Annotated in this window: 21 protein-coding genes; 10 read left to right on the plus strand and 11 right to left on the minus strand. The window is 39.0% G+C overall.

What is annotated here, in order from left to right; all coding sequences use genetic code 11:
* Positions 1 to 6 precede the first annotated feature (6 nt).
* Positions 7 to 846 (minus strand): 1,4-dihydroxy-2-naphthoyl-CoA synthase, encoded by an 840-nt coding sequence (locus ABFU83_RS06835; RefSeq protein ID WP_136401765.1) that lies wholly within the window; start codon positions 844 to 846, stop codon positions 7 to 9.
* 71 nt (positions 847 to 917) lie between these two features.
* Here ABFU83_RS06835 and ABFU83_RS06840 point away from each other — a divergent pair, with 71 nt between their 5' ends.
* Complete coding sequence (locus ABFU83_RS06840; RefSeq protein ID WP_347069802.1) at positions 918 to 2,036, plus strand: C1 family peptidase; 1,119 nt, start codon at positions 918 to 920, stop codon at positions 2,034 to 2,036.
* A gap of 181 nt (positions 2,037 to 2,217) precedes the next feature.
* Positions 2,218 to 3,408 carry a serine hydrolase domain-containing protein gene (locus ABFU83_RS06845; RefSeq protein ID WP_347069803.1) on the plus strand — a complete coding sequence of 397 codons (1,191 nt, stop codon included), beginning with the start codon at positions 2,218 to 2,220 and terminating at the stop codon, positions 3,406 to 3,408.
* Between the two features lie 36 nt (positions 3,409 to 3,444).
* Here ABFU83_RS06845 and ygiD read toward each other — a convergent pair whose 3' ends face one another.
* Positions 3,445 to 4,281, minus strand: a complete 837-nt coding sequence (gene ygiD / locus ABFU83_RS06850; protein WP_347069804.1) for a 4,5-DOPA dioxygenase extradiol — start codon at positions 4,279 to 4,281, stop codon at positions 3,445 to 3,447.
* A 333-nt stretch (positions 4,282 to 4,614) separates the two neighbouring features.
* Here ygiD and ABFU83_RS06855 point away from each other — a divergent pair, with 333 nt between their 5' ends.
* The 4 genes from ABFU83_RS06855 to ABFU83_RS06870 are packed head-to-tail and all read left to right on the plus strand — an operon-like array spanning position 4,615 to position 11,489.
* Complete coding sequence (locus ABFU83_RS06855) at positions 4,615 to 7,344, plus strand: TonB-dependent receptor (RefSeq protein ID WP_347069805.1); 2,730 nt, start codon at positions 4,615 to 4,617, stop codon at positions 7,342 to 7,344.
* Positions 7,345 to 7,368: 24 nt separating this feature from the next.
* Positions 7,369 to 8,718, plus strand: coding sequence for a DUF4876 domain-containing protein (locus tag ABFU83_RS06860; RefSeq protein ID WP_347069806.1), 1,350 nt, complete (start codon positions 7,369 to 7,371; stop codon positions 8,716 to 8,718).
* 60 nt (positions 8,719 to 8,778) lie between these two features.
* Complete coding sequence (locus ABFU83_RS06865) at positions 8,779 to 10,341, plus strand: DUF6850 family outer membrane beta-barrel protein (RefSeq protein ID WP_347069807.1); 1,563 nt, start codon at positions 8,779 to 8,781, stop codon at positions 10,339 to 10,341.
* Between the two features lie 2 nt (positions 10,342 to 10,343).
* Positions 10,344 to 11,489 (plus strand): cytochrome c peroxidase, encoded by a 1,146-nt coding sequence (locus tag ABFU83_RS06870; protein ID WP_347069808.1) that lies wholly within the window; start codon positions 10,344 to 10,346, stop codon positions 11,487 to 11,489.
* A 36-nt stretch (positions 11,490 to 11,525) separates the two neighbouring features.
* Here ABFU83_RS06870 and ABFU83_RS06875 read toward each other — a convergent pair whose 3' ends face one another.
* The 3 genes from ABFU83_RS06875 to ABFU83_RS06885 all read right to left on the minus strand — a co-directional run bounded on the left by ABFU83_RS06875 (position 11,526) and on the right by ABFU83_RS06885 (position 15,749).
* Positions 11,526 to 12,356, minus strand: coding sequence for a S1-like domain-containing RNA-binding protein (locus ABFU83_RS06875; protein WP_347069809.1), 831 nt, complete (start codon positions 12,354 to 12,356; stop codon positions 11,526 to 11,528).
* A gap of 135 nt (positions 12,357 to 12,491) precedes the next feature.
* Entirely contained in the window at positions 12,492 to 13,532 is a 1,041-nt protein-coding gene (locus ABFU83_RS06880) for a PLP-dependent cysteine synthase family protein (protein ID WP_136401641.1), read from the minus strand.
* Positions 13,533 to 13,613: 81 nt separating this feature from the next.
* The gene (locus ABFU83_RS06885; RefSeq protein ID WP_347069810.1) at positions 13,614 to 15,749 is read right to left on the minus strand and encodes a S9 family peptidase; all 2,136 of its coding nucleotides are present in this window, start codon (positions 15,747 to 15,749) and stop codon (positions 13,614 to 13,616) included.
* Positions 15,750 to 15,819: 70 nt separating this feature from the next.
* Here ABFU83_RS06885 and ABFU83_RS06890 point away from each other — a divergent pair, with 70 nt between their 5' ends.
* Entirely contained in the window at positions 15,820 to 16,143 is a 324-nt protein-coding gene (locus ABFU83_RS06890; protein ID WP_347069811.1) for a YbaB/EbfC family nucleoid-associated protein, read from the plus strand.
* Positions 16,144 to 16,201: 58 nt separating this feature from the next.
* Here ABFU83_RS06890 and ABFU83_RS06895 read toward each other — a convergent pair whose 3' ends face one another.
* Positions 16,202 to 16,543, minus strand: a complete 342-nt coding sequence (locus tag ABFU83_RS06895; protein ID WP_347069812.1) for a DUF2853 family protein — start codon at positions 16,541 to 16,543, stop codon at positions 16,202 to 16,204.
* A 97-nt stretch (positions 16,544 to 16,640) separates the two neighbouring features.
* Entirely contained in the window at positions 16,641 to 18,299 is a 1,659-nt protein-coding gene (gene menD / locus ABFU83_RS06900; protein ID WP_347069813.1) for a 2-succinyl-5-enolpyruvyl-6-hydroxy-3-cyclohexene-1-carboxylic-acid synthase, read from the minus strand.
* 128 nt (positions 18,300 to 18,427) lie between these two features.
* Between menD and ABFU83_RS06905 the strand changes: the two genes are divergently transcribed.
* Complete coding sequence (locus ABFU83_RS06905; RefSeq protein ID WP_347069814.1) at positions 18,428 to 18,922, plus strand: N-acetyltransferase family protein; 495 nt, start codon at positions 18,428 to 18,430, stop codon at positions 18,920 to 18,922.
* Between the two features lie 42 nt (positions 18,923 to 18,964).
* Here the strand turns inward: ABFU83_RS06905 and ABFU83_RS06910 are convergent, their stop codons facing one another.
* On the minus strand, positions 18,965 to 19,552 hold the full coding sequence (locus ABFU83_RS06910) for a glutathione peroxidase (protein WP_347069815.1): 588 nt from the start codon (positions 19,550 to 19,552) through the stop codon (positions 18,965 to 18,967).
* Between the two features lie 172 nt (positions 19,553 to 19,724).
* Between ABFU83_RS06910 and ABFU83_RS06915 the strand changes: the two genes are divergently transcribed.
* A complete protein-coding gene (locus ABFU83_RS06915; RefSeq protein ID WP_347069816.1) occupies positions 19,725 to 20,240 on the plus strand; it encodes a hypothetical protein in 516 nt (171 codons plus the stop codon).
* A gap of 18 nt (positions 20,241 to 20,258) precedes the next feature.
* On the opposite strand, the gene ABFU83_RS06920 is transcribed toward ABFU83_RS06915, so the two are convergent.
* The 3 genes from ABFU83_RS06920 to ABFU83_RS06930 are packed head-to-tail and all read right to left on the minus strand — an operon-like array spanning position 20,259 to position 21,633.
* Positions 20,259 to 20,624, minus strand: a complete 366-nt coding sequence (locus tag ABFU83_RS06920; RefSeq protein ID WP_347069817.1) for a DUF4180 domain-containing protein — start codon at positions 20,622 to 20,624, stop codon at positions 20,259 to 20,261.
* A complete protein-coding gene (locus ABFU83_RS06925; protein WP_347069818.1) occupies positions 20,621 to 21,103 on the minus strand; it encodes a DinB family protein in 483 nt (160 codons plus the stop codon). The genes ABFU83_RS06920 and ABFU83_RS06925 overlap by 4 nt, the downstream gene beginning before the upstream one ends.
* 56 nt (positions 21,104 to 21,159) lie before the next feature.
* Complete coding sequence (locus ABFU83_RS06930) at positions 21,160 to 21,633, minus strand: Lrp/AsnC family transcriptional regulator (protein ID WP_347069819.1); 474 nt, start codon at positions 21,631 to 21,633, stop codon at positions 21,160 to 21,162.
* Between the two features lie 105 nt (positions 21,634 to 21,738).
* Here ABFU83_RS06930 and ABFU83_RS06935 point away from each other — a divergent pair, with 105 nt between their 5' ends.
* Positions 21,739 to 22,305, plus strand: coding sequence for a sugar O-acetyltransferase (locus tag ABFU83_RS06935; protein ID WP_347069820.1), 567 nt, complete (start codon positions 21,739 to 21,741; stop codon positions 22,303 to 22,305).
* Positions 22,306 to 22,317 lie beyond the last annotated feature (12 nt).

The following is a 22,317-nucleotide window of genomic DNA, read 5'->3' on the forward strand; positions in this document are numbered from 1 at the left end:
TATCCATTATGGAATCCATTTCTTTTCGAAGTTTGGTTTGCGTTTTTCCAAAAAGGCATTTCTTCCTTCTACCGCTTCATCGGTCATATAGGCCAAACGTGTCGCCTCACCGGCAAATACCTGTTGTCCAACCATTCCGTCGTCAGTAAGGTTCATTGCAAATTTCAACATCTTGATAGACGTTGGCGATTTTGCTAAAATTTCCTGTGCCCATTCATAAGCGGTATCTTCCAGTTCCGCATGCGGAATTACGGCATTAACCATTCCCATTTCAAAAGCTTCCTGAGCCGAATAATTACGCCCTAAAAAGAAAATTTCTCTTGCTTTTTTCTGTCCGACCATTTTGGCCAGGTACGCCGATCCGTATCCACCGTCAAAACTGGTTACATCGGCATCGGTTTGTTTAAAAATGGCGTGTTCTTTACTCGCCAGTGTCAGGTCGCAAACCACGTGTAAACTATGTCCGCCACCTACAGCCCATCCCGGTACTACGGCAATAACGGCTTTTGGCATAAAACGGATCAATCGCTGTACTTCCAGAATGTTTAAACGGTGCATGCCATCTTCTCCAACATAGCCCTGGTGTCCTCTTGCTTTTTGATCACCACCACTGCAAAATGAATAAACACCGTCTTTAGACGAAGGTCCTTCAGCCGACAATAATACGACACCAATAGAGGTATCTTCCTGTGCATCGTAGAAAGCCTGATATAATTCACTTGTTGTTTTCGGACGGAAGGCATTGCGCACATCCGGACGATTAAAGGCAATTCGGGCTACCCCATTGCATTTTTTATAGGTTATGTCTTCGAATTCCCGAACAGTCTGCCAGTTTATCGTACTCATATTTTTAAATTTTAGCGTAAAAATAAATCATTTTTTGCATTATCTTGCACTTCCAAAAAAATTATAATACAATGAAAAAGATTTTTGTTTCGGCAGCCTTACTGGGTTTAATTTTTTCAGCTCAGGCTCAAAAATATGAGTTTCAAACCGTTACCGACCTAGAGGCCTTACCGGTAATCAGTCAGGGTAACACTGGAACCTGCTGGAGTTTTTCTACTTCTTCTTTTCTGGAATCGGAAGTGATTCGTTTAACCGGAAAGAAAATCGATTTATCCGAAATGTATCAGGTACGCAATACCTATCCTAAAAAAGCGGACAACTATATTATGCGTCAGGGCAAAGCGCAATTTGGAGAAGGCGGATTGGCACATGATGTGATCAATAGTGTAGCCGATTACGGTTTGGTTCCAAATAGCGTTTTTACAGGACTTAACGGAACATCCGAAACCTTTAACCACGCCGAAATGGTAGCCGTAATGGAAAGTATGTTAAAAACCTATGCTGAAAATCCGGGTAAAAAATTATCGCCTAACTGGAAAAAAGCGATCGAAGCGATGCTGGATATTTATATCGGTAAAAACGTAACGGAGTTTACTTACGAAGGTAAAAAATACACCCCAAAAAGCTTTCAGGCGATGACCAAAATCAACCCGAAAGACTATGTTACGATTACTTCGTTTACCCATACACCCAATTACGGGACGTTTATCCTAAATGTTCCGGATAATTTTTCGAACGGTAGTTTTTACAACCTTCCATTGGAAGAATATATCGCCAATATCGACAATGCACTGGCCAATGGTTTTACCGTGGAACTGGATTGTGACGTGAGCGAACCTACTTTCTCCGGAAAATATGGTGTTGCTGTGATTCCTGGTGATGATGCCGATACCAAAACTATTTTAACCGAAATCAAACCGGAAAAAGTCATTACACCGGAATACCGTCAGGCAGAATTTGAGAATTTAGCAACTCAGGATGATCACCTGATGCATATTGTCGGAAAAGTAAAAGACCAAAAAGGAAACATCTATTATAAAGTGAAAAACTCCTGGGGTACCGATCCGAATCGTGTTGCCAACGGTGGTTATGTTTATATGAGCGTTCCGTATATGAAACTAAAATCGATTTCAGTTTTGGTTCATAAAGATGCCTTACAAAAAGATACCCGTAAAAAGCTGGGATTGTAAATAATACATCAAAAAAGGACTACAAAAGGACTGTTTTTAAAGTAGACAGTCCTTTTTTGATGGCTTTCAGAATCTGTTTTAGCGGAAAATTTTAACAGAAATAATTCCCCAATGCATTTTATAAATACTATGTGTTATTTATATTTGCCTTTTACTAAAATTTTACCCCGAAACGCATTCAATGAAACTGAGACAATATATCCCCCTATTTTCTATATTATTATTAGTTGCCTGCAATAAAAAAGATAATTCCCGAGATTCTGACAATAACCCTAACGATACAGCCTTACTAGCAGGCGATTTTTCGATTAAATTACCTAAGGTTTCCACTCGTTTTATTTCGGATAACAAAGCTTTTGTGGAGCGCTTTTATAACAAACACTATAACGCTAACGATTATAGCGGTGGTTTTTTGGTGGCCAAAAACGGTCAGATTATTTACGAAAATTATAGTGGTTATGCCTATAAGGAAAAAGGTAATAAAATAACCGAAGACACTCCGATTCATATTGCTTCGGTGAGTAAAATGATCACGGCCGTTGCCGTAATGAAACTGGCCGAAGAAGAAAAAATCAAATTCGACCTACCTGTTAAAAATTATCTCCCTGAGTTTCCGTATGAAAAAACCACGGTACGGATGTTGTTAAACCACCGTAGCGGATTGCGTAACTATGCTTATTTTACCGCTGATAAAGGCGTTTGGGACAAGAAAAAAACCTTAACCAATCAGGATGTACTAACCCTTCTGGCTACCAAAAACGTGGGCTTGGAATCCCAGCCGGGTACCCGTTTCGGATATTGTAATACAAACTATGCTTTACTAGCGTTGATCATTGAAAAAGTAACCGGAAAAAAGTATCCGACAGTCATGAAGGAAATGATCTTTGAACCGCTGGGAATGACCCATACGTTTGTTTTTGACGATCTGAAAAAGAAAGACGAAGTGAGTCAGTCGTATAAAGGAAATTACCTTCGTCTGGCCTTTGAATTTCTGGATCAGGTATATGGCGATAAAAATATTTATTCTACACCGCGTGATCTTTTAAAATTTGATATCGCGACCTATAACAACGATTTTTTAAGTCAGGAGATGAAAGCCGAAATGTTTAAAGGCTATAGTTATGAACGCAAAGGAACCCGAAACTACGGATTAGGCGTGCGTATGTTGGAATTCGAAACCGGTCAGAAATACTTTTTCCATAACGGTTGGTGGCATGGAAACACTTCCTCTTTGGTAACCCTCCGAAAAGACACGGTTTCCATCATTGCCCTTTCCAATAAATACACCCATAAGACGTATCAGACCAAAAAGCTGGCACCGCATTTTGGTGATTACCCTTTCAAATTCAGTAAAGAAGAAAGCGACGAATAATAAAAAACTCCGGTAGAATGAACTACCGGAGTTTTTTTATATGCCTATTTTAACCGACGTCATCGTTAGCGAACCGCCAACAGCTTTATCGTTAAAAAACGTGGTCGGATCGTTACTATCCTGTAATCCCAATGTATACAACAACGGATAATAATGATCCGGTGTTGGAATAGCCAGTTTTGCGGCTTTATTCAGGTTTTCATAAGCAATCAATGCTTGATGATCACCATCAGTGATTTTGGCTTTAAAAAGCGTATTCATTTCCACAGCCCAATCGTAACCGTATTCCGGTTCGGCCAGTTTGTCCCAGGCCACCATTCTCAGGTTATGCACCATGTTACCGCTTCCAATGATCAAAACACCTTTTTTACGGAGAACCGCCAATTGCTTAGCCAGTTCATAATGATATTGTGGTGGCTTGTTATAATCGATACTCAATTGCAAAACGGGAATATCTGCATTGGGATACATATGCCGTACTACCGTCCAGGTTCCGTGATCCAATCCCCAATCGTGATCCAATCCGACATCGGTCGTCGTTACCAGTCCGGCAGTAGCTTTGGCCAATTCCGGACTACCGGGAGCCGGATATTGTACATCGAACAACGCCTGTGGAAATCCTCCGAAATCGTGAATCGTTTTGGGATGGTTCATCGCTGTAATATGCGTTCCCCGGGTAAGCCAGTGTGCCGAAATAACCAAAACCGCTTTGGGTTTTGGAATATCTTTTCCCATTTTGGCCCAGGTTTGCGAAAATTCGTTGTCTTCAATACCATTCATCGGCGAACCATGTCCGATAAACAAAACCGGAAGTTTTACATCTTCTTCCTTTAAATCTTGTGTCCAGTTATAAAACGGATATAATGTTGCCATACCTGCTCCTCCTATTATTGTTTTAATAAAATCCAGCCTATTCATTACTATACAATATTTGTATATACAAATATACATCATATCTCATTCATACCGTTTATTTTTATGATTTTTAACATTTTACCTTTAAATCTTAAAATTAACAATTATAAAATAAAAAACATATTGCTATATACTTAAACTATTCACTCTTTTTACCCCAAAAAACTACAAAAGCTCATTTTTACCTGTTAATTATTTTAAAAAAAGACATAAACTATAAAAAAATTATTTGTTATTAGTCTAAATAAAATAATGATAGTATTTTTGTGCCACTAAAAAAACCAAAATAAAGTGAGGTTATTATACGTCATTATACTACTCGCCTTCCAAACTGTAGTGGCACAAAAACATATTAACGGACAGGTTTTCGATCGTGATACCAAAGAACCGTTACCAAGTGTATTTGTTGTAAATCCCGAAACCAATGATTGGGCAATTACCGACGAAACGGGCACATTCCAGTTGCGTATGCCCAATACTAAAGAAGTAAGTATTACCTTTAGATTATTAGGAAAACAGGAAGCCACCTTAAACTATAAAAAAGAAAATCTAAATACAAAGATTGTTGTTTTCCTTCAAAAACAGGATTTACGTCTGGATGAAGTGGTCGTTACGGCTCGTAAAGGAAAAAAATTCTCCGAAATTACCATTGGCCGAGAGGTTATCGAACAGGTACAGGCATTTTCATTAAACGAAGTACTGGAGCAATTACCCGGACAAGCCATTACCAATTTTACATTAAACGAATTCAAGCCAATCGCTTTCCGTACAGTACGCCCTTCTACCGCTGCTAATACCGGTTTTGGAAATAAATCATTTGGAACCGCTATTGTTGTCGACGGTATTCCAATTTCGAATAACGAAAATATGCAGTCCTATGGCGGGAATTACGGTCCGCCTTTCTCTCCTAACTTCCTTGGCTTTGGCGATCCGTCGTCGTCGTCCGGATTTAACGGTTATTTTTCCAATGCCAATTACGGTGCTGATTTACGGGAAATTCCGGTGGATAATATTGAGAAAGTGGAAGTCGTACAGGGGGTTCCCTCAGCTAAATACGGTGATCTGACATCCGGTTTGATCAAAATCGAACAAAAAGCCGGTAAATCTCCATATCGCGTCTATACTTCCCTACGCGACGGAACAACCGAATATGGTTTTGCCAAAGGTTTTAAAGTGAACGATAAAATCGGTTTTGTTAACCTTACGGTGAATTATTTAAAATCGAATGCCGAACCACGTGTTTCCTATACCGAATACGAACGGATTACCACGAATTTAATGTGGAGCTGGTCAAGTAAAAGTAAAAACATCCGCAACTCTTTTTCGGTGGATTATGGTTTTAATAACGATAATGTGAATTACGAAGAAGAAGATACCGATAATAAAATTGTAAAAAACAAAAAGAAAGACCTTTCCGTTTCCAATCGTTTTAAATGGAAATTCAGTGAAAACAGTTTTTTCGATAATCTGGATATCAACGCGAATTTCAGATATAGTGATCAACTAACATACGAATCCAAGTTTGTGAATATTGGTGGTAGTATTGTCGGAACCAGTACTGAAGAAGGTGTTTATTCCGGAACTTATACCCTACCGAGCTATACATCCGTTAAAGCGGTAGAAGGTATTCCGATTTCCTCTTTTGCGTCGGCCGATTTATACAAAACATTTAACACCGGCGATTGGTCGCATTCGTTATTATTCGGTACTTCTTTCCGAACCAGCGATAACAAAGGACGCGGGCGTTTGGGAAGTCCGGAAACGATGATCAGTGCTTTTGCCTCGACAAACGGTGGTTCCGGTCAGGGATTCCGACCATATAATTATGGTGAAAACATCCGCGCCGAATACCAGTTTTCGCTATACGCCGAGGACAATATCACCCGAAACTGGGAAAACAGTACTTTTTATATGAATACCGGTGTGCGTTTGGATAATCAATTTGGTTTTACAACACTGGCACCGCGTATTAACAGTTATTATCAATACGATAAATTTAAGATTCGCGGTGGTTTCGGAATTACTTCGAAAGCGCCTTCATTAAACCAGATTTATACTGGTCCGCGCTACTATGATGCCGTTTTGGGCGATTATCGTTATCCGGGTTATTATAACCTTGGAATCGTACAGACGTTTATCGATTATCCGAATAATAAAGATCTGAAACCGACTAAAAGTATGCGTACCGAATTGGGATTTGATTATAAATTACCATTCGGAAACCTGAATTTCACCGGTTTTTACAACAAAATGTACGACGGAATTACCAATGAAGGTATCCCAAGTGTACGCGATATGGCCGTACTTGACATACAGTTTAACGGTACACAAACACCAACCTATCAGGTAACGGGTTATACACCTTTCTATTATTTACAAAGTCGTTTGGTCAATAAATTCGAATCGAAAGACCGGGGATTGGAATTTTTTATGAGTTTTGAAAAAACACCGTTTAAAAATATCACCTTCGATATTCAGGGAAGTTATATCGAAACGGTTAATACCGATACCCGCGATTCTTTCGAGCGTATCGCCAGTACGACACCAAGGCTGGAAAAAATGGCCGTTTTAAAGCCGTACGACGAAAATTCTAAAAGCTTCCGATTAGGCGCGAATGTCAATTATCACCTTCCAAAAGTGGGATTGATAATTGCTGTTCGAAGCGAGCATTTTATCATTGATAATACCAATTATAGAAGTGGTAACCGTTTATATGCCTATATCGATGAAAACCTGAACAAAATAATTATCCCGGAAGCCGAAAGAGATACGCATCCGTTATTACCGTTATTAGCGCAAAACAATGCATTAATCGACCGATCCCTTCAAAAAGTGTATCACAATTTCCACTTACGGGTATCGAAAGATTTTAAAAACGGTTTCCGTTTTTCATTCTACTCCAACAACTTTCTGGACTTAAAACAAACCGAAGATGTAATTGATAACGGAGTACAGACAAAACGTCCGAAATCAGGAATGGTACAACTATCCTTCGGAACCAAAATCGAATATCAATTTTAATAATTAATTTATAATCCCCCTTACATGAAAAAATTTCTTGTATTACTCAGTGCAGCATTAGCCTTCACATCCTGTTCGGATGATGATTTCGGCAATGCTAATAACGGACTACAACCGGTAAACTTTTCGGTAAATCTTAAATACGATCCTATCACTTTTAACGGACAATCGGTTATCGGTGGTTCGGTAATTTTAACCAATACCAATACCGGCGATACCTATACTATCGAATCCGGAACCAATGGTATTGCCAATTTTCCTTCTGTAATCCCGGGAACCTATAATATTACAGCTACCAAGTCGTTAACCAGTTCGGAATTTAGCACGCAATTCGGATATACTCCGGAAACACCAACCGTGTTGTTTAATGGTGCACAAGAACAAGTGATCATCAACGCTAATGTAAACGCTACGGAACTGAAATTAAAAACCGTTCGTATTGGTGATTTAGTGATCAAACAAATCTATTACGCTGGCTCACATGCGCAACAAGGTGCGGTTTTTAGAGATCAGTTTATTGAAATCTATAACAACTCGAACGAAACGATCTATGCGGATGGTTTATGTATCGGACAGTTATATGGTAAAACGTCTACGACTGCAGCTTCTTATACTTTAGCAAGTGGTCAGTTTGATTGGAGTAAATCGTTAGGAATGACGGCTGGTTCATCGGCGAATACCGATTATGTATATGCTGATTATGTGATCCGTATTCCGGGTTCGGGAACAACCTACCCTATTTTACCGGGTGAGAGCATCGTGATTGCACAAACCGGAATCAACCACAAATCGCCTTTAGTTGACAACAGTGGTGAACCACTTACCGTACAAAATCCGGAATTAACCGTAGATTTAAGCACGGCTGATTTTGAAGTGTATTTAGGAGATTACCGTTTAGCACTTGGAGAAGACGTATACCGTTTTGACATTCAGAATCCGGCCGTAACCGATATGGAAATTGCCTATTGGGGAAGACAAGGATACAGCAGTCCGAACAAAGATTTCCTTATGGATAACTTAGGCCGTGACAGTTTTGTGATTTTCCGTGGAGACGATTTAAACAGTTACCAGAATTTCCCGGATCCGTCTATTGCTTCGATCACCAATACAACAAAATTCTTTGTTCAGATTCCGAATAATAAAATCATCGACGGTGTAGAATTACAACACTATAACCCAAGTAGCCAACGTCCAAAAATGCTACAATCACAAATCGATGCTTCATCTGTTAACTGTGATGCAGCTTATAACTCACAAGCGGTTTACCGTAAAGTGAAATCGATTGTAAACGGACGTAAGATCTTAGAAGACACCAACAACTCTTCTAACGATTTCGTAAAACAAAAAGCAAATCCAAGAGGTTTTGCCAACTAGTTTGATACGACAGACTCTTTTATAAACGTTTCTTATTTTTTTAAGAACAAGCTTTACAATATGACTTCAAAAAAAGTACTATTCTATTTTATTCTGTTAGTGAGTTGTGCCGTTCAGGCGCAGCTCACTGATAGTTTATCGGTACCTCAAAATGTATTCTACAACGACATCCGCCAGCAATTCTGGAAAAACCCGTTGTTTTATACTACACAACATTTGAATGACTTTACGTTGACACAAATTGAATTCAGCCAGAAAAACCTGAATTTAAAACGTGTTCAAACGGCCGACAAAACAACGCAGTACCGTTTCTCCACTCAGGGAATATATAATGTAAAACCCCGACTACGTTTATTTGGTGGTTTTACATTCGATAAATCGTCTGAAAAAGGACTGGGTTATAACTTTTCGTCCCAACGAACGGAAAATCAAAACGTATTGTCACCCAATTATTTCTTTGCGCCCCGAAAAGGAAACTGGGACAACCAGGAATACAACCTTGACGGTGGTTTTGCCTATCAGTTTGACAACAACATCCTATTGGGTGGAAAAGCATTTTATAAAAACGGTAAAAACTACCGTACCAACGATCCGCGTCCGGAAATCGAACTGAGTAACTATGGCGGTGAGATTCAAACCGGATACCATTTCCGTAACAACAGCCTGATCGTAGTTGCCGGAATGTCCAAAAAAACGGAAACCGACAACATTACCTATGTTAACGATGCCGCCAATGCACCCGCCTATCCGGAAACCTTTACCCATTTTTCATCCGGCTATGGTCGTATTATTTTTAATTCGTCATACAACCGTTATATCTTTAATACGATCGATAAAAATTTTGGTTTCGGTTACCAATACCAAAACAACCGAAATAGTTGGAATGCTTCCTATCGTTACAACAAATCGCTGGAAAGCTTTTACGGCAAAAATGCACGCGGTTATGTGTATATTGACGACGAACTAAAGCAGTTTATGTACCGTTTGATTTCGCATACTACCGATCTGAACTACTTTTATGACGGCGTGGAAAAAGACTACAAACTTCGGTTTGGCTACGAAAAACAAAAAGGCGATAACTTTTCGGTTATAGAAAACGGGCAGAATTACCGTATGAATCTGGATATTTTCTCGTTTAACAGTGGTGTGATCAAAAAAGATAAAAACCGAGTTGTTTACAGCTTTGAATTCGGAGCCAGTTATATGCGTCATAAATACGTCGATTTATTGGGAAGTACCGACAAACGATTGAATACACTGGAACTTTCGGCTGCTTTTAACAAAGACATCGTATCGAAAGAGAAAAACACACTAAATCTGGCTTTGGGTGTACAACACTATCAGGCGTTGGATGAAAGTTTACTTTTTATTCCGATTTCCACTTCGAACCTGTCGTTTGCCGATAATGTGATCCAACCGGATCAGGCGTATGATGCTACTTCAAAATTACGTTCCAATATTATGCTGCAATACCAATACAGCCTTTCTAAAACTAAAAAGTTACGTATTTTTGCCAACTATAATACCCTTGTTGCAATAGGTGATCAATACAAAACCTATACAACGGATTACAATACCACAGCGAGTACCTATTTTAACGGTGGGATCTCGATAATTTATTAAGTATGAAAAAGATTATTGGATTTACAGTCCTTAGTTTTTTATTCGTCGGACTGGTTTCGCTAAAAAACCATCAAGACGATGAAAAGTATTATTCCGTAGCGGATCTGAAAAAAATATACAGTAGCGGCGATGTGAGCAAATGGCCTAAACCAACTGTCGATAGTAGCGTTGTTAATTTTCAGGATTTAGGTGTATTACCTAAAGTTACATTTCCCGCCGAAAATCCGTATTCCGAAGCCAAAAGAGACCTTGGAAAAATACTATTTTTTGATCCGAGATTGTCCAAATCCGGACAAATTTCGTGTGCTTCCTGTCATGATCCCGAATTGGGATGGGGCGACGGAAAACGAGTATCCCACGGACACGACCGTACACCAGGAAGCCGAAATTCCAAACCGATCATTAACGTAGCCTACTCCACTATTTTTTTTTGGGACGGACGTGCTGCCAGTCTGGAAGATCAGGCGCGTTTCCCGATTGTTGATACCAAGGAGATGAACAACCATATGGATATTGCGGTTAAAACCATCAAAAAAATTAAAGGTTATCAGCCTCTTTTTGAAAAGGCCTTTGGTGATGGAAAAGTAACCGAAGAAAAGATTTTTAAAGCTATTGCCACTTTCGAACGCACCGTTGTGAGTCGTAAAAGCCGTTTTGATAAATTTATCGAAGGCGATTCCACGCAGTTATCCGATAAGGAAGTTGCCGGTTTACATTTGTTCCGTACCAAGGCACGATGCATCAACTGTCATAATTCAGCTTTGTTTTCGGACAATCAGTTTCACAATGCCGGTTTAACCTACTATGGTCGTAAATATGAAGATTTAGGACGTTATAACATTACCAAAAATGCCGACGATGTAGGTAAATTCCGAACACCTTCCCTACGCGAAGTTGGAAAAACCGGACCGTATATGCACAATGGTCTTTTCCCGGAATTGCGCGGTGTTTTAAACCTCTATAATGCCGGTATGCCCAATGTAAAACCAAAAGGCGAACAGGTAAACGACAAACTATTTCCAAAAACCTCTCCTTTACTAAAAAAACTGGAGCTGGATAAAGAAGAACTCGATGCTTTGGAAGCGTTCCTTCAGAGTATCACTTCTGTGATCTACCGGGAACCTGCACCGGAAAAACTGCCGGGATAAAAAAAGGAGCACTTAATAATGCTCCTTTTTTGTGTTTTATTTTACGAGGTAAATACCGTCTTCTTTAATTTCGATCAGCTTTTGTTTGTACAAAACACCAATCGCTTTTTTAAAGGTCTTTTTACTCATTTTCAGTACGGTTTTAATATCTTCCGGGTGACTATCGTCATTGAGTCGTAAAAAACCTCTGCTGGCTTTTAATTCATCTAAGATATACTGGGAACTCGGCTCTAGTTTTTCAAAACCTAATTTGGTCGCCGAAACGTCAATTTTACCATCGGGACGAATGTTTTTGATATAACCGATAATACGATCACCCGTTCTTAGATCGTCGTATACTTCGTTTTTGTATAATAAACCTTTGTGTTTTTCATTGATTATCACATTGATTCCCACTTCGGTAATATGCGAAATGATCAGATCGACTTCCTCGCCTTTTTCCACCGTGATCTCTTTGTTATCCAAAAACTGGTTTGTTTTACTGGAAGCTACCAATCGACCGGTTTTTTCATCGATATACATATACACCAGGTACCGTTTTCCCTGTTCCATAGGACGTGCCTGCTCTTTAAACGGAACAAACAGGTCTTTTTCCATACCCCAATTCATAAACGCACCAAATTTATTGGTATAGTTCACGCGTAAAAGAGCAAACTCATTTAAAAAAATATACGGTTCTAACGTCGTGGCAATAGGGCGTTCTTCGTGATCCAAATAGACAAAAACAGCGATCTCGTCGCCTATTTCATACTCTTCCGGGACATATTTATTCGGTAAAAGTATATCCGCGTTACCGTCTGTCAGGAACAAGCCTACTTTTGTATCTCTGTCGATTTTTAAGGTATTGTATTTTCCGATCTCAATCATGGTATTCTGTGCGATTATAAGGCACAAAGGTACACATTGCATTACTTATTCCACCAGCAATCTGAAAATATTATTTACTAAAAGCAAAAAGACTCCGAATTGGTTTCGGAGTCTTTTTGTTTATTGTGATATATATTATTTTATAAATTCAATTTTTTGTACTTCTTCGGCATTTACACTGTCGAAAAAACCTTGTTCGTTCATCCATTCATCGCTAAAGATTTTGCTCATATAACGGGAACCGTGATCCGGGAAAATGATCACCACATTACTGTCTTTGGTGAATTCGTTTTCTTCTGCAAATTGTTTTACCGCCTGCATCGCTGCTCCGGATGTATAACCCACAAACAAACCTTCTTTTTTGGCAATCTCTCTGGCTGTATGCGCACTTTCTTCATCATTTACTTTGGTAAACTTGTCGATCGCGTCAAAATCGGTTGCTGTTGGAATCAGGTTTTTACCCAAACCTTCAATACGATACGGATAAATCTCTTCGCTGTCGAACTCCTTCGTTTCATGGTATTTTTTCAACACCGATCCAAAAGCATCCACGCCAAGCACTTTAATCGCCGGGTTTTTCTCTTTTAAGAAACGAGCCGTTCCGGAAATCGTTCCACCAGTACCGGAACAAGCCACCAAATGAGTGATTTTTCCGTTGGTTTGTTCCCATATTTCAGGGCCGGTTGTGTTATAATGTGCATCGACATTCAGATCGTTAAAATACTGGTTGATATAAACCGATCCTTTGGTTTCTTCGTGTAAACGTTTCGCTACGTTATAATACGAACGGGGATCATCTGCAGATACGTGTGCCGGACATACATATACTTTAGCGCCCATCGCCCGTAACATATCTATTTTATCTTTGGAAGATTTTGAGCTAACTGCCAAAACGCAGTCATAACCTTTAATAATACTCACCATCGCCAGACTGAAACCCGTGTTACCGGAAGTCGTTTCTATAATTGTGTCGCCAGGTTTTAGAATTCCTCTTTTCTCTGCTTCTTCAATTATATATACGGCAATTCTGTCTTTTGTGGAATGACCCGGGTTGAAAGCTTCTACTTTAGCATAAAAATTACCTTCTAATCCTTCTGTAATTTTATTGAGCTTAATTAGGGGAGTATTACCTATTAATTCCAATACATTATTATAGGCTTTTATGTCTTCTTTCATAAAATATAAATTAGTCGAGCGATATTACTTACAGTAATTAAGTAACCTCAGAACTCTGCAAATTTAACAAAAAAATTTTATCTACTTTTTAATTCCTTCTAAATCTAACAAAAAAGTATACTCTTTGGCTACTTCTTTAAGCGATTCGAAACGTCCGGAAGCACCACCATGGCCTGCATCCATATTGGTATCCATATATAACTGGCTATCTCCCACTTTCATAACACGTAGTTTGGCAACCCATTTGGCCGGTTCCCAATATTGTACCTGCGAATCGTGAAGTCCGGTTGTTACCAGTAAATTCGGGTATTTTTGTTTTTTAACATTGTCATATGGCGAATACGACAGCATATAGTCATAATATGTTTTGTCGTTCGGGTTCCCCCATTCATCGTATTCTCCGGTTGTTAACGGAATCGAATCGTCCAGCATAGTTGTGATTACGTCTACGAAAGGTACCTGTGCAATTACACCGTTGTACAGCTCCGGTGCCATATTGATAATTGCTCCCATTAGTAATCCGCCGGCCGATCCGCCTTCGGCATATAAATGTTTCGCGGAGGTGTATTTTTCGGCAATTACAAATTTGGAACAATCAATAAAATCTGTAAATGTATTTTTCTTTTTAAGTAGTTTTCCATTTTCATACCATTCCCGCCCAAGATCTTCTCCTCCACGGATATGTGCAATAGCGTAGATAAATCCCCGGTCCAGTAAGCTTAGTCGTATCGATGAAAAATACGGATCCATTGAAGCGCCATATGATCCGTAAGCATAAAGCAAGAACGGGTTATTACCGTCTTTCTGGATACCTTTGCGGTATACAACCGAAATCGGCACTTTGGTTCCGTCTTGTGCCGTTGCCCAAATACGCTCTTCGATATAGTTGTTTTTGTCGAACTTGCCTCCCAAAACTTCCTGTTCTTTTTTAACTTCCTTGGTCTTGGTTTTCATATTGAAATCGATAACAGACGATGGTGTAGCCATCGACTGGTAACCGTATCGTAAAATATCGGTATCAAAGTCAACGTTGGTAGTGGTATAGGCTGTATAGGTTTCGATTTCGAATGGAAGATAGTACTCTCCTTTTCCGCTCCAAGGCATGATTCGGATTTTGTTCAACCCATTGGAACGCTCGGAAACCACCAGGTAGTTTTTAAAGATTTCAATATCTTCCAGCAAAACGTCCTTACGATGTGCGATCAGATCTTTCCAGTTTTCTTTTCCGGTCGCATTTTCCGGCGTTTTCATTAGTTTAAAGTTGGTCGCCTTGTCTTTGTTGGTCACTACATAAAAACTATCGCCAAAGTGCGAAATACTGTATTCCAATCCTCGGGTACGTGGCTGGAACACTTTAAATTCGGCATCCGGTGTATTGGACGGAAGAATACGGAATTCGGACGTTAGCGTACTCGTCGATCCGATTACGATATATTTTTTTGATTTTTCTTTATATACAAATACCGAAAAAGTATCGTCTTTTTCTTCAAAAACAACCTTGTCATTTTTAGGATCCGTTCCCAGTTTGTGTTTGTAAATTTTATCCGAACGAAGCGTAACCAGGTCTTTACGCGTATAAAACAAGGTTTTATTATCGCTCGCCCAGGTGGATCCTCCGGTTGTTTTTTCGAGTTTTACCGGTAGAATTTCTCCGGTTTCAAGGTTTTTGATCTGAATGGTATATTCTCTTCTGGAAACGGTATCGATTCCAAAAGCACACCATTTATTGTCCTCACTAATGCTCATTCCGCTTAACTGAAAATACGCATGCCCTTTGGCCATTTCGTTACAATCGAACAGGATTTCTTCTTTGGCATCCAACGAACCTTTTTTACGGGCGTGAATCGGATAATCTTTTCCTTTTTCATAACGGGTTATGTAATAATATCCGTTATACAAATACGGAACCGAACTGTCGTCTTCTTTTACGCGCGATTTCATTTCCTGAAACAAATCCTCCTGAAATTGTTTCGTATGCGCGGTCATTTGCTGGTAATATTCGTTTTCTTTTTTAAGGTAATCGATAACTTCCGGGTTTTCTCTTTCGTTTAACCAATAGTAATTATCTGTTCGTATATCGCCGTGTTTTTCCAATTGTTTTGGCTTTACGGCTGCCATAGGCGGTGTTATTGTTTTTACCATATCGGGCTTTTTATTTTGTGCGTTTCCCGTTACAAAAATAAGACAAACGCAACTCAAAATAATTTGATTTTTCATTTAGTTTTATTTACTAATCAATCTGCAATTTAATAATTTTGCGGTAACATTAATCATTAATTTTATTAACATGTTCGGAGACATTATGGGAATGATGGGGAAACTAAAAGAGACCCAGCAAAAAATTGAAGACACTAAAAAACGTTTGGATACGGTTTTAATTGACGAGCAAAGTAACGACGGGCTTTTAAAGGTTACGTTAACCGCTAACAGAACGATAAAATCCATCCAGATTGACGATTCGCTTTTGGACGATAAAGAACAATTGGAAGACTATCTGTTACTTGTTATTAACAAAGCTATCGAAAAAGCTACAAATGTAAATGAGGCAGAATTGGGCGCAGTGGCTAAAGATGGTATGCCGAATATTCCCGGAATGGATCTTTTTAAATAAGAAACGGATCTTTCTATCATAAAAAATAGGGCTTAAAGCCCTATTTTTTTATTTTGTCCTATTTGTAAACACTTTCTTTTTTAAAGTGAACCGTCAACAAGTAGTACACTACCGCTCTGTATTTGTTTTTATTCGAACGGCCATATTTTTCTATTACGGCATCAATGGCTTTATCCAGATCCGGACCGTCTTTTAAACCTAACTTTTTGATCAAAAAGTTATTTTTAACGGTATCCAACTCCGATTTCGAAGTCCCCGAAACCGTAGAAGAATCTGCATTGTAAATAGAGGGACCGCAACCGATAGTTACTTTTGTCAATAAATCCATATTCGGAGTTACGCCACATTTGTCTTTTAAATCAGCCGCGTATTTTGCAATAAGTTCATCTCTTTTACTCATAATAAATTTGTTTTGTGTTACTTAATTGATTTTTACACTCTCTCAAATTTAACAAAATAAAACCAATATGTCTTATTTTTGGCAATTATTTTCTTGCTTATTCCGTTAAGTTTTTAAAATATTCCAGTAAAATTTTATCATTAATCTCCGTAGGCGTATGGATTTCCAATAGTGCCGGTTGTGCTTTATCACTAAAGAAAACCGGAAGTGCTTTTTCCAGTTCCGACTGCTCTTTTACCGCCGTATAACGAAATCGGTACATCGCTGCCAAATGTTCGGCGGTGTACTGATGTTCGGTTTCAAAATAGGTATTAAAAACCGGTGTTTCCTGATGTCCGGGAAGAATTCTGAAAATACCACCACCACCATTATTGATCAATATGATTTTAAAGTTATTCGGAATATAGGCATTCCACAAGGCATTACTATCATATAGGAAACTGATATCACCGGTAATCAGAATGGTTTGCTTATTTGAAGCAATGGCCGCACCAATCGCAGTCGACGTACTTCCGTCGATACCACTGGTACCGCGGTTACAAAACACTTCAATTGATGGATCTATCGAAAATAACTGCGCATAGCGAATGGCCGAGCTGTTACTAATTTGCAGCTGGCTATTTTCTGGCAAAGCGGGTAAAAGAGTTTGAAATACCGTAAAATCAGAATACGGAATACGATTCGCGTAGGTTTCATGCATTTTAGCCCGTAATGCTTTTAATGCTATTATCTTCGGTAAATAATCGCTGGCAACCGGGTTACTTTCCGGTAATAGCATCCCAAAAAAGGTATTGGGTGTAACTTTAAAGTGCTGCGACAAACAACCAAAGGTATCATACGCCCGTAAGGTGTCGACATGCCAGTGTTCCTGAGGCGGATATTTTCGTAAAAAGGCTTTTACCCTTTTCGAAACCACCATTCCACCTATTGTAACCAGAATGTCGGGTTGAAAATCGGTAAAATCTGCATCGGTAAAAGGCGTTATAATCGTATCGATATTCCCGATAAAATGCGGATGATGGATATTGGATGTCACCTCTTTCATTACCACTACCGAGTCATCGTTCGCCAATTGATCGATGATCTCTGGTGCTATACTGTACGGATTGTTGGTTCCGATAAGAATCAGTTTTTTCGTTGCCTTATTCCATTGCCGGATAAAAGGCTGTACATCCGGTAAAACGGTTTCTTCCTGTTGCGGCTGAATCATTTTTGGCGTAACCGAAAGCGTTTCGGTCACTTCATACAACGGTTCTTCAAACGGAGCATTAATATGTACCGGGCCTTTTTGCAAAATGGCCGTATTGATCGCTTCATTGATCATCGCATCGTTTTCCGCTGAAACGGCTTCGGTAAGGTTGGCATTATATAGAATATGATTCGCATATACATCCCGTTGCCGAATCGTTTGTCCGTCGCCAATATCGATTTTGGAGGTTGGACGATCAGCAGAAATGACCACAATAGGCAACTGACTATAAAAGGCTTCGGCTACAGCCGGATAGTAATTCAACAAAGCAGAACCCGAAGTACAAACAAGCGCGACCGGTCTTCCGAGTTGTTGTGCCATACCAACAGCCATAAAAGCGGCACAACGTTCGTCGGTAATACTATAACAATTAAAATCTTTTGTACTGGCAAACCCAATGGTTAAGGGTGCATTACGAGATCCCGGAGAAATAATGATATCAAGTAGTCCTTTGGCTTTACAAAGCGCAATTATACTTTGCGCCAAAGGTATTTTTGGATATGCCATTTTGTAGTAGTAGTTTAAATTGGGCGTCCTGAAACGCAGTAACAAATTTAAGGTAGTCTGCTGAATTTCCTTAAAAAAAAGTGTGAAACTTTCTATCTTTGACTTTACTTTCTACAACACACTACACTATGTCTGTTACCATACGTCCCGTAACCGAATCCGATATTCCGGAAGTACTGGAAATCATCAATTACGAAATCCTGAACGGTGTTTCTATTTACGATTATACACCGCGAACACTGGAACAACAACAAGCTATAATTCTCGAAAAAGAGACTAAAAACTTCCCGTTTCTGGTAGCGGTTTCCGATGGCGCAATCGCCGGTTTTGCAACCTACGGTGATTTCCGTTTTAAGGAAGGCTATCGCTTTACGGTGGAACATTCGGTTTATCTGCACCACGAACATCAGGGAAAGGGTTTGGGTAAACTATTGTTGGAAGCATTGATCAAAATCGCAAAAGAACAACAAAAGCATACCATGATTGCAGTAATTGATGCCGAAAATGATGGCAGCATCCGGTTTCATCAAAAAATGGGCTTTGAAATTGCCGGAACCCTACGGGAAAGCGGTTATAAATTCGATCGCTGGCTGGATTCGGTATTCCTGCAATTATTTTTATAAAAAAACCTCCAATAACGGAGGTTTCTATTGTATTCGTAAGGTTTAACTTTTAATCCAGTCGATAACTTCTTTGCTATCCGGTAGTGTTTTCGGGCTGATCACTTTAACCAAATGTCCTTTTTCATTGATCAGGTATTTCTGAAAATTCCATTCTACCTGACTATCCTGGTAACCGTTTTTGGATTTTTCGGTTAAAAAGTGGTAAAGTGGCGCCATATCATCCCCTTTTACCGATATTTTTTCCATCATCGGGAATGTCACACCGTAGTTTTTCGAGCAAAAAGTCGCAATTTCCTTATTCGATCCCGGTTCCTGTGCTCCGAAATTATTAGCCGGAAAACCTACGATTATAAAGTTTTTGTCTTTATACGCTGTGTATAGCTTTTGCAACTGCTCGTACTGTGGCGTTAAACCACATTCGGACGCAGTGTTCACTACCATTACTTTTTTTCCTTTTAGTTTCGAAAAATCAAAGGTTTTCCCTTCAATATCTTTTACTTTAAACTGGTAAATGTTTTCTGCATTCATAGCGGTTAATTTTTCGGTTGATGCTGTTGCTGCTTTATTTTGCGCCTGAATCTGGCCACTAAAAAGTGCCAGTACGGAACAGGTCAATAGTAGTTTTTTCATTTTTCTTTTTTATCAAAAGTAAACATTTTATACATCCAAAATTATTAAACATTTCATAATTAATTTCTGTTATTATTGGCTCACAATTGTCTTTGATTGTATTAGCCTATTCCTTCTCTTTTTTTTAAAATGGCCTTACCTTGTAGTAGTGAAGTTTAAAATATTTTTAATTATGCGCCTTAAATTAATCATTTTACTCGTTATAATAGTCGGAATGACTGCTTCCTGCGAATGTGAAGCCAATGCTCCGGTAATGGCTCCGCAGGTTGTTCAGAAAGAAAAAGATCCTATGTCCTTTTCAAATTTAAAATGGATTTCAGACGAAGAAGACAGTTGGAACAATCCGGTATTCAGTAGTTATTTCGATCATCAGAATTTTGTGTCTACAGTTCAGGGAAAATGGAAACAACTATTGGGTAAAAACGGAAGTCTGAAAATCGACGGATATGAATTCCAGCTAATCGATCCGGGGTTAGATCTGAATATTACCGGTAGTTTTACGTATGATAACGTTCATGGATTCTTCGGAAACGGAAATATTTTTGATTATATTCATACTATTTCAGGAAAAAGAACCCATTTACAAATGATTCTGGAGACCGATTCTATTCTTAGAATTGGTATTTTTTTACAAAATGGCAGCAAGCATTCCCATAAAATTGTCGTTTTTAAAAAAGCGGATAACTAGTCCGTCTCCGCTGAAATTTCAGGAGAATTCACTACCGATCATATTTTTAAATTGTTCGGGACTTATAAAGTTTACCGCCCGACCTTTATTGCATTCGTATATAAAATCCCTAAGACTTTTGCTTGGATATTGGTCAAAATCGCCGACAATGGCGAGTTGTACGCGGTAGTTCGAAAATTTTTGCAGGATTTCGCCGGCCATTTTGGTTTTAAGGTCGAAAAAATCCGGATGAAGATTTTTAGCATACAGGATTACCTTGTCAAACTCCTGATAATATAAATCGACCAATAATTGTAAAGCCTCGTCGGGAGTGGTTACAATACATTCGTCGGAAATAACCTCCGCGATTCGGATACTGTTTACTTCGTGTGTTACTATTTTCATTGAACAACTGTTTGCAGTAGCATTTTCCGTATCAGCGAAATCTGCCCCAAATGGTAATGCGTGTGTTCGATGATTCCGGTTATATTCCGATAGTAATTGCCGTATTTTGATTCGATAAATTCCTCGAAAAAACGCGTGTCGTCCAGTTGTTCGATTCGGGTAGCAAATTGTTCCGCTTCGGAGAATGTTTTGTTTTTTAACGCTTCCCATTCGGCTTCCGAACTAATTGGCGGCAAATTAAAGCTCAATTTATCGCTGGCGTCCAATGGTTCGCCTTCCAAAACTTTTAAAACAGCACTAACATAGTAATTCACGTGATAGACCAAAACAGCAATCGTATTCAGATTCGGTATCGTTGTGGTTGCCTGTTCCCAATTAATTCCATCTAAAGCCTCTTTAAGACTTACCGATGTCCAGTTTCCGCCAAAATGCAGGTCCCGGAAATGCTTTGCTATCTGTTTTGAAAGTTCGTTTTTCATATTGTATGAAATTAAAATTTAAAATTTCGCTTCGACTCTATTGCTTTCTTCTTTTTTTATTTAACCGATTCCAACGGTATTTCCAATCCTTCTTTAACAATGTCTAATGCTACACTTGTACTGAAACTTTTAATATTCGGATTGCTAAAAAACAACCTACGGGTCAGTTTTTCATAGTCATGCATCGACGGTGTAACGATTACCAGTATAAAATCGGTTTCACCGGTTACATAATAACATTGTTGTACTTCAGGTACCGACCAGAAGCTGTTTTTGGTCTGATCAATCAGTTCGATCTTTTCACTTTCCATTTTAACCGCAACAAACAAAGTGATCATCCGCCCTACCTTCTCCCGGTTCACCACCGTAATATCAGCCGAAATCACACCCGTTTCCCGCATTCGTTTGATACGTCGTTGTACCGCTGCTGCCGATAACCCGATATTCTCTCCTATCGCTCGTTGCGGCGTAAGATTATCTTTTTGTAGCACTTTTAAAATTGCTAAATCAAATTTATCCAGATTTTCCAAATGAATTATAGAGTAATAATGAAACAAAATTGCAAATCAGACCCTAAATTTAAAGAAAAAACATATGGCATTTGATCTATTTTTGCATTTTATATGATCAAAAAAATGACTGAAAAAGAAAAAATGTGCTCCGGAGCCTACTATACCTATATTGATGCCGAACTGGATGCTGAAAGGGATATCGCCGAAGACCTTGTAACCGATTACAATCGCCTACATCCGAAAAAAGAGGTAGAACGAGCGGCTATTATTCGTAAATTGTTTGGTTCTACCGGAGAAAAATTCAGTATCAAGCAACCGTTTTATTGTGATTACGGTTATAACATCCATATCGGCGAAAACTTCTTTTCGAATTTTAATTTTACAGTTTTGGACGAAGCCGAAGTCCGCATTGGCGACAACGTACTGATTGCTCCCAATGTGAGCATTTACACCGTAAACCATGCTGTAAACATTGATCAACGCAATGCCGGAATCGAATATGCCAAACCGGTTTATATCGGAAATAATGCCTGGATTGGTGGTAATACTGTGATTTTACAAGGCGTAACGATTGGCGCGAATGCTATTATTGGTGCCGGAAGTGTCGTAACCAAAAGTATCCCGGCCAATGTGATCGCAGCCGGAAATCCGTGTCGTGTTATTAAAACCATTCCCGAAAACGAATTATAATTTTTCCTTTCC

The sequence above is a fragment of the Flavobacterium sp. WV_118_3 genome, from assembly GCF_039778605.1.
Taxonomy (GTDB): Bacteria; Bacteroidota; Bacteroidia; order Flavobacteriales; family Flavobacteriaceae; genus Flavobacterium.

Coding starts and splice junctions, on each gene's coding strand:
- ABFU83_RS06895 (WP_347069812.1), bottom strand. CDS start 16,543: ATGAGTAAAAGAGATGAACTTATTGCAAAATACGCGGCTGATTTAAAA.
- ABFU83_RS06840 (WP_347069802.1), top strand. CDS start 918: ATGAAAAAGATTTTTGTTTCGGCAGCCTTACTGGGTTTAATTTTTTCA.
- ABFU83_RS06910 (WP_347069815.1), bottom strand. CDS start 19,552: ATGAAAAAACTACTATTGACCTGTTCCGTACTGGCACTTTTTAGTGGC.
- menD (WP_347069813.1), bottom strand. CDS start 18,299: ATGGCATATCCAAAAATACCTTTGGCGCAAAGTATAATTGCGCTTTGT.
- ABFU83_RS06915 (WP_347069816.1), top strand. CDS start 19,725: ATGCGCCTTAAATTAATCATTTTACTCGTTATAATAGTCGGAATGACT.
- ABFU83_RS06885 (WP_347069810.1), bottom strand. CDS start 15,749: ATGAAAAATCAAATTATTTTGAGTTGCGTTTGTCTTATTTTTGTAACG.
- ABFU83_RS06890 (WP_347069811.1), top strand. CDS start 15,820: ATGTTCGGAGACATTATGGGAATGATGGGGAAACTAAAAGAGACCCAG.
- ABFU83_RS06860 (WP_347069806.1), top strand. CDS start 7,369: ATGAAAAAATTTCTTGTATTACTCAGTGCAGCATTAGCCTTCACATCC.
- ABFU83_RS06835 (WP_136401765.1), bottom strand. CDS start 846: ATGAGTACGATAAACTGGCAGACTGTTCGGGAATTCGAAGACATAACC.
- ABFU83_RS06865 (WP_347069807.1), top strand. CDS start 8,779: ATGACTTCAAAAAAAGTACTATTCTATTTTATTCTGTTAGTGAGTTGT.
- ygiD (WP_347069804.1), bottom strand. CDS start 4,281: ATGGCAACATTATATCCGTTTTATAACTGGACACAAGATTTAAAGGAA.
- ABFU83_RS06905 (WP_347069814.1), top strand. CDS start 18,428: ATGTCTGTTACCATACGTCCCGTAACCGAATCCGATATTCCGGAAGTA.
- ABFU83_RS06920 (WP_347069817.1), bottom strand. CDS start 20,624: ATGAAAATAGTAACACACGAAGTAAACAGTATCCGAATCGCGGAGGTT.
- ABFU83_RS06935 (WP_347069820.1), top strand. CDS start 21,739: ATGACTGAAAAAGAAAAAATGTGCTCCGGAGCCTACTATACCTATATT.
- ABFU83_RS06870 (WP_347069808.1), top strand. CDS start 10,344: ATGAAAAAGATTATTGGATTTACAGTCCTTAGTTTTTTATTCGTCGGA.
- ABFU83_RS06880 (WP_136401641.1), bottom strand. CDS start 13,532: ATGAAAGAAGACATAAAAGCCTATAATAATGTATTGGAATTAATAGGT.
- ABFU83_RS06845 (WP_347069803.1), top strand. CDS start 2,218: ATGAAACTGAGACAATATATCCCCCTATTTTCTATATTATTATTAGTT.
- ABFU83_RS06925 (WP_347069818.1), bottom strand. CDS start 21,103: ATGAAAAACGAACTTTCAAAACAGATAGCAAAGCATTTCCGGGACCTG.
- ABFU83_RS06875 (WP_347069809.1), bottom strand. CDS start 12,356: ATGATTGAGATCGGAAAATACAATACCTTAAAAATCGACAGAGATACA.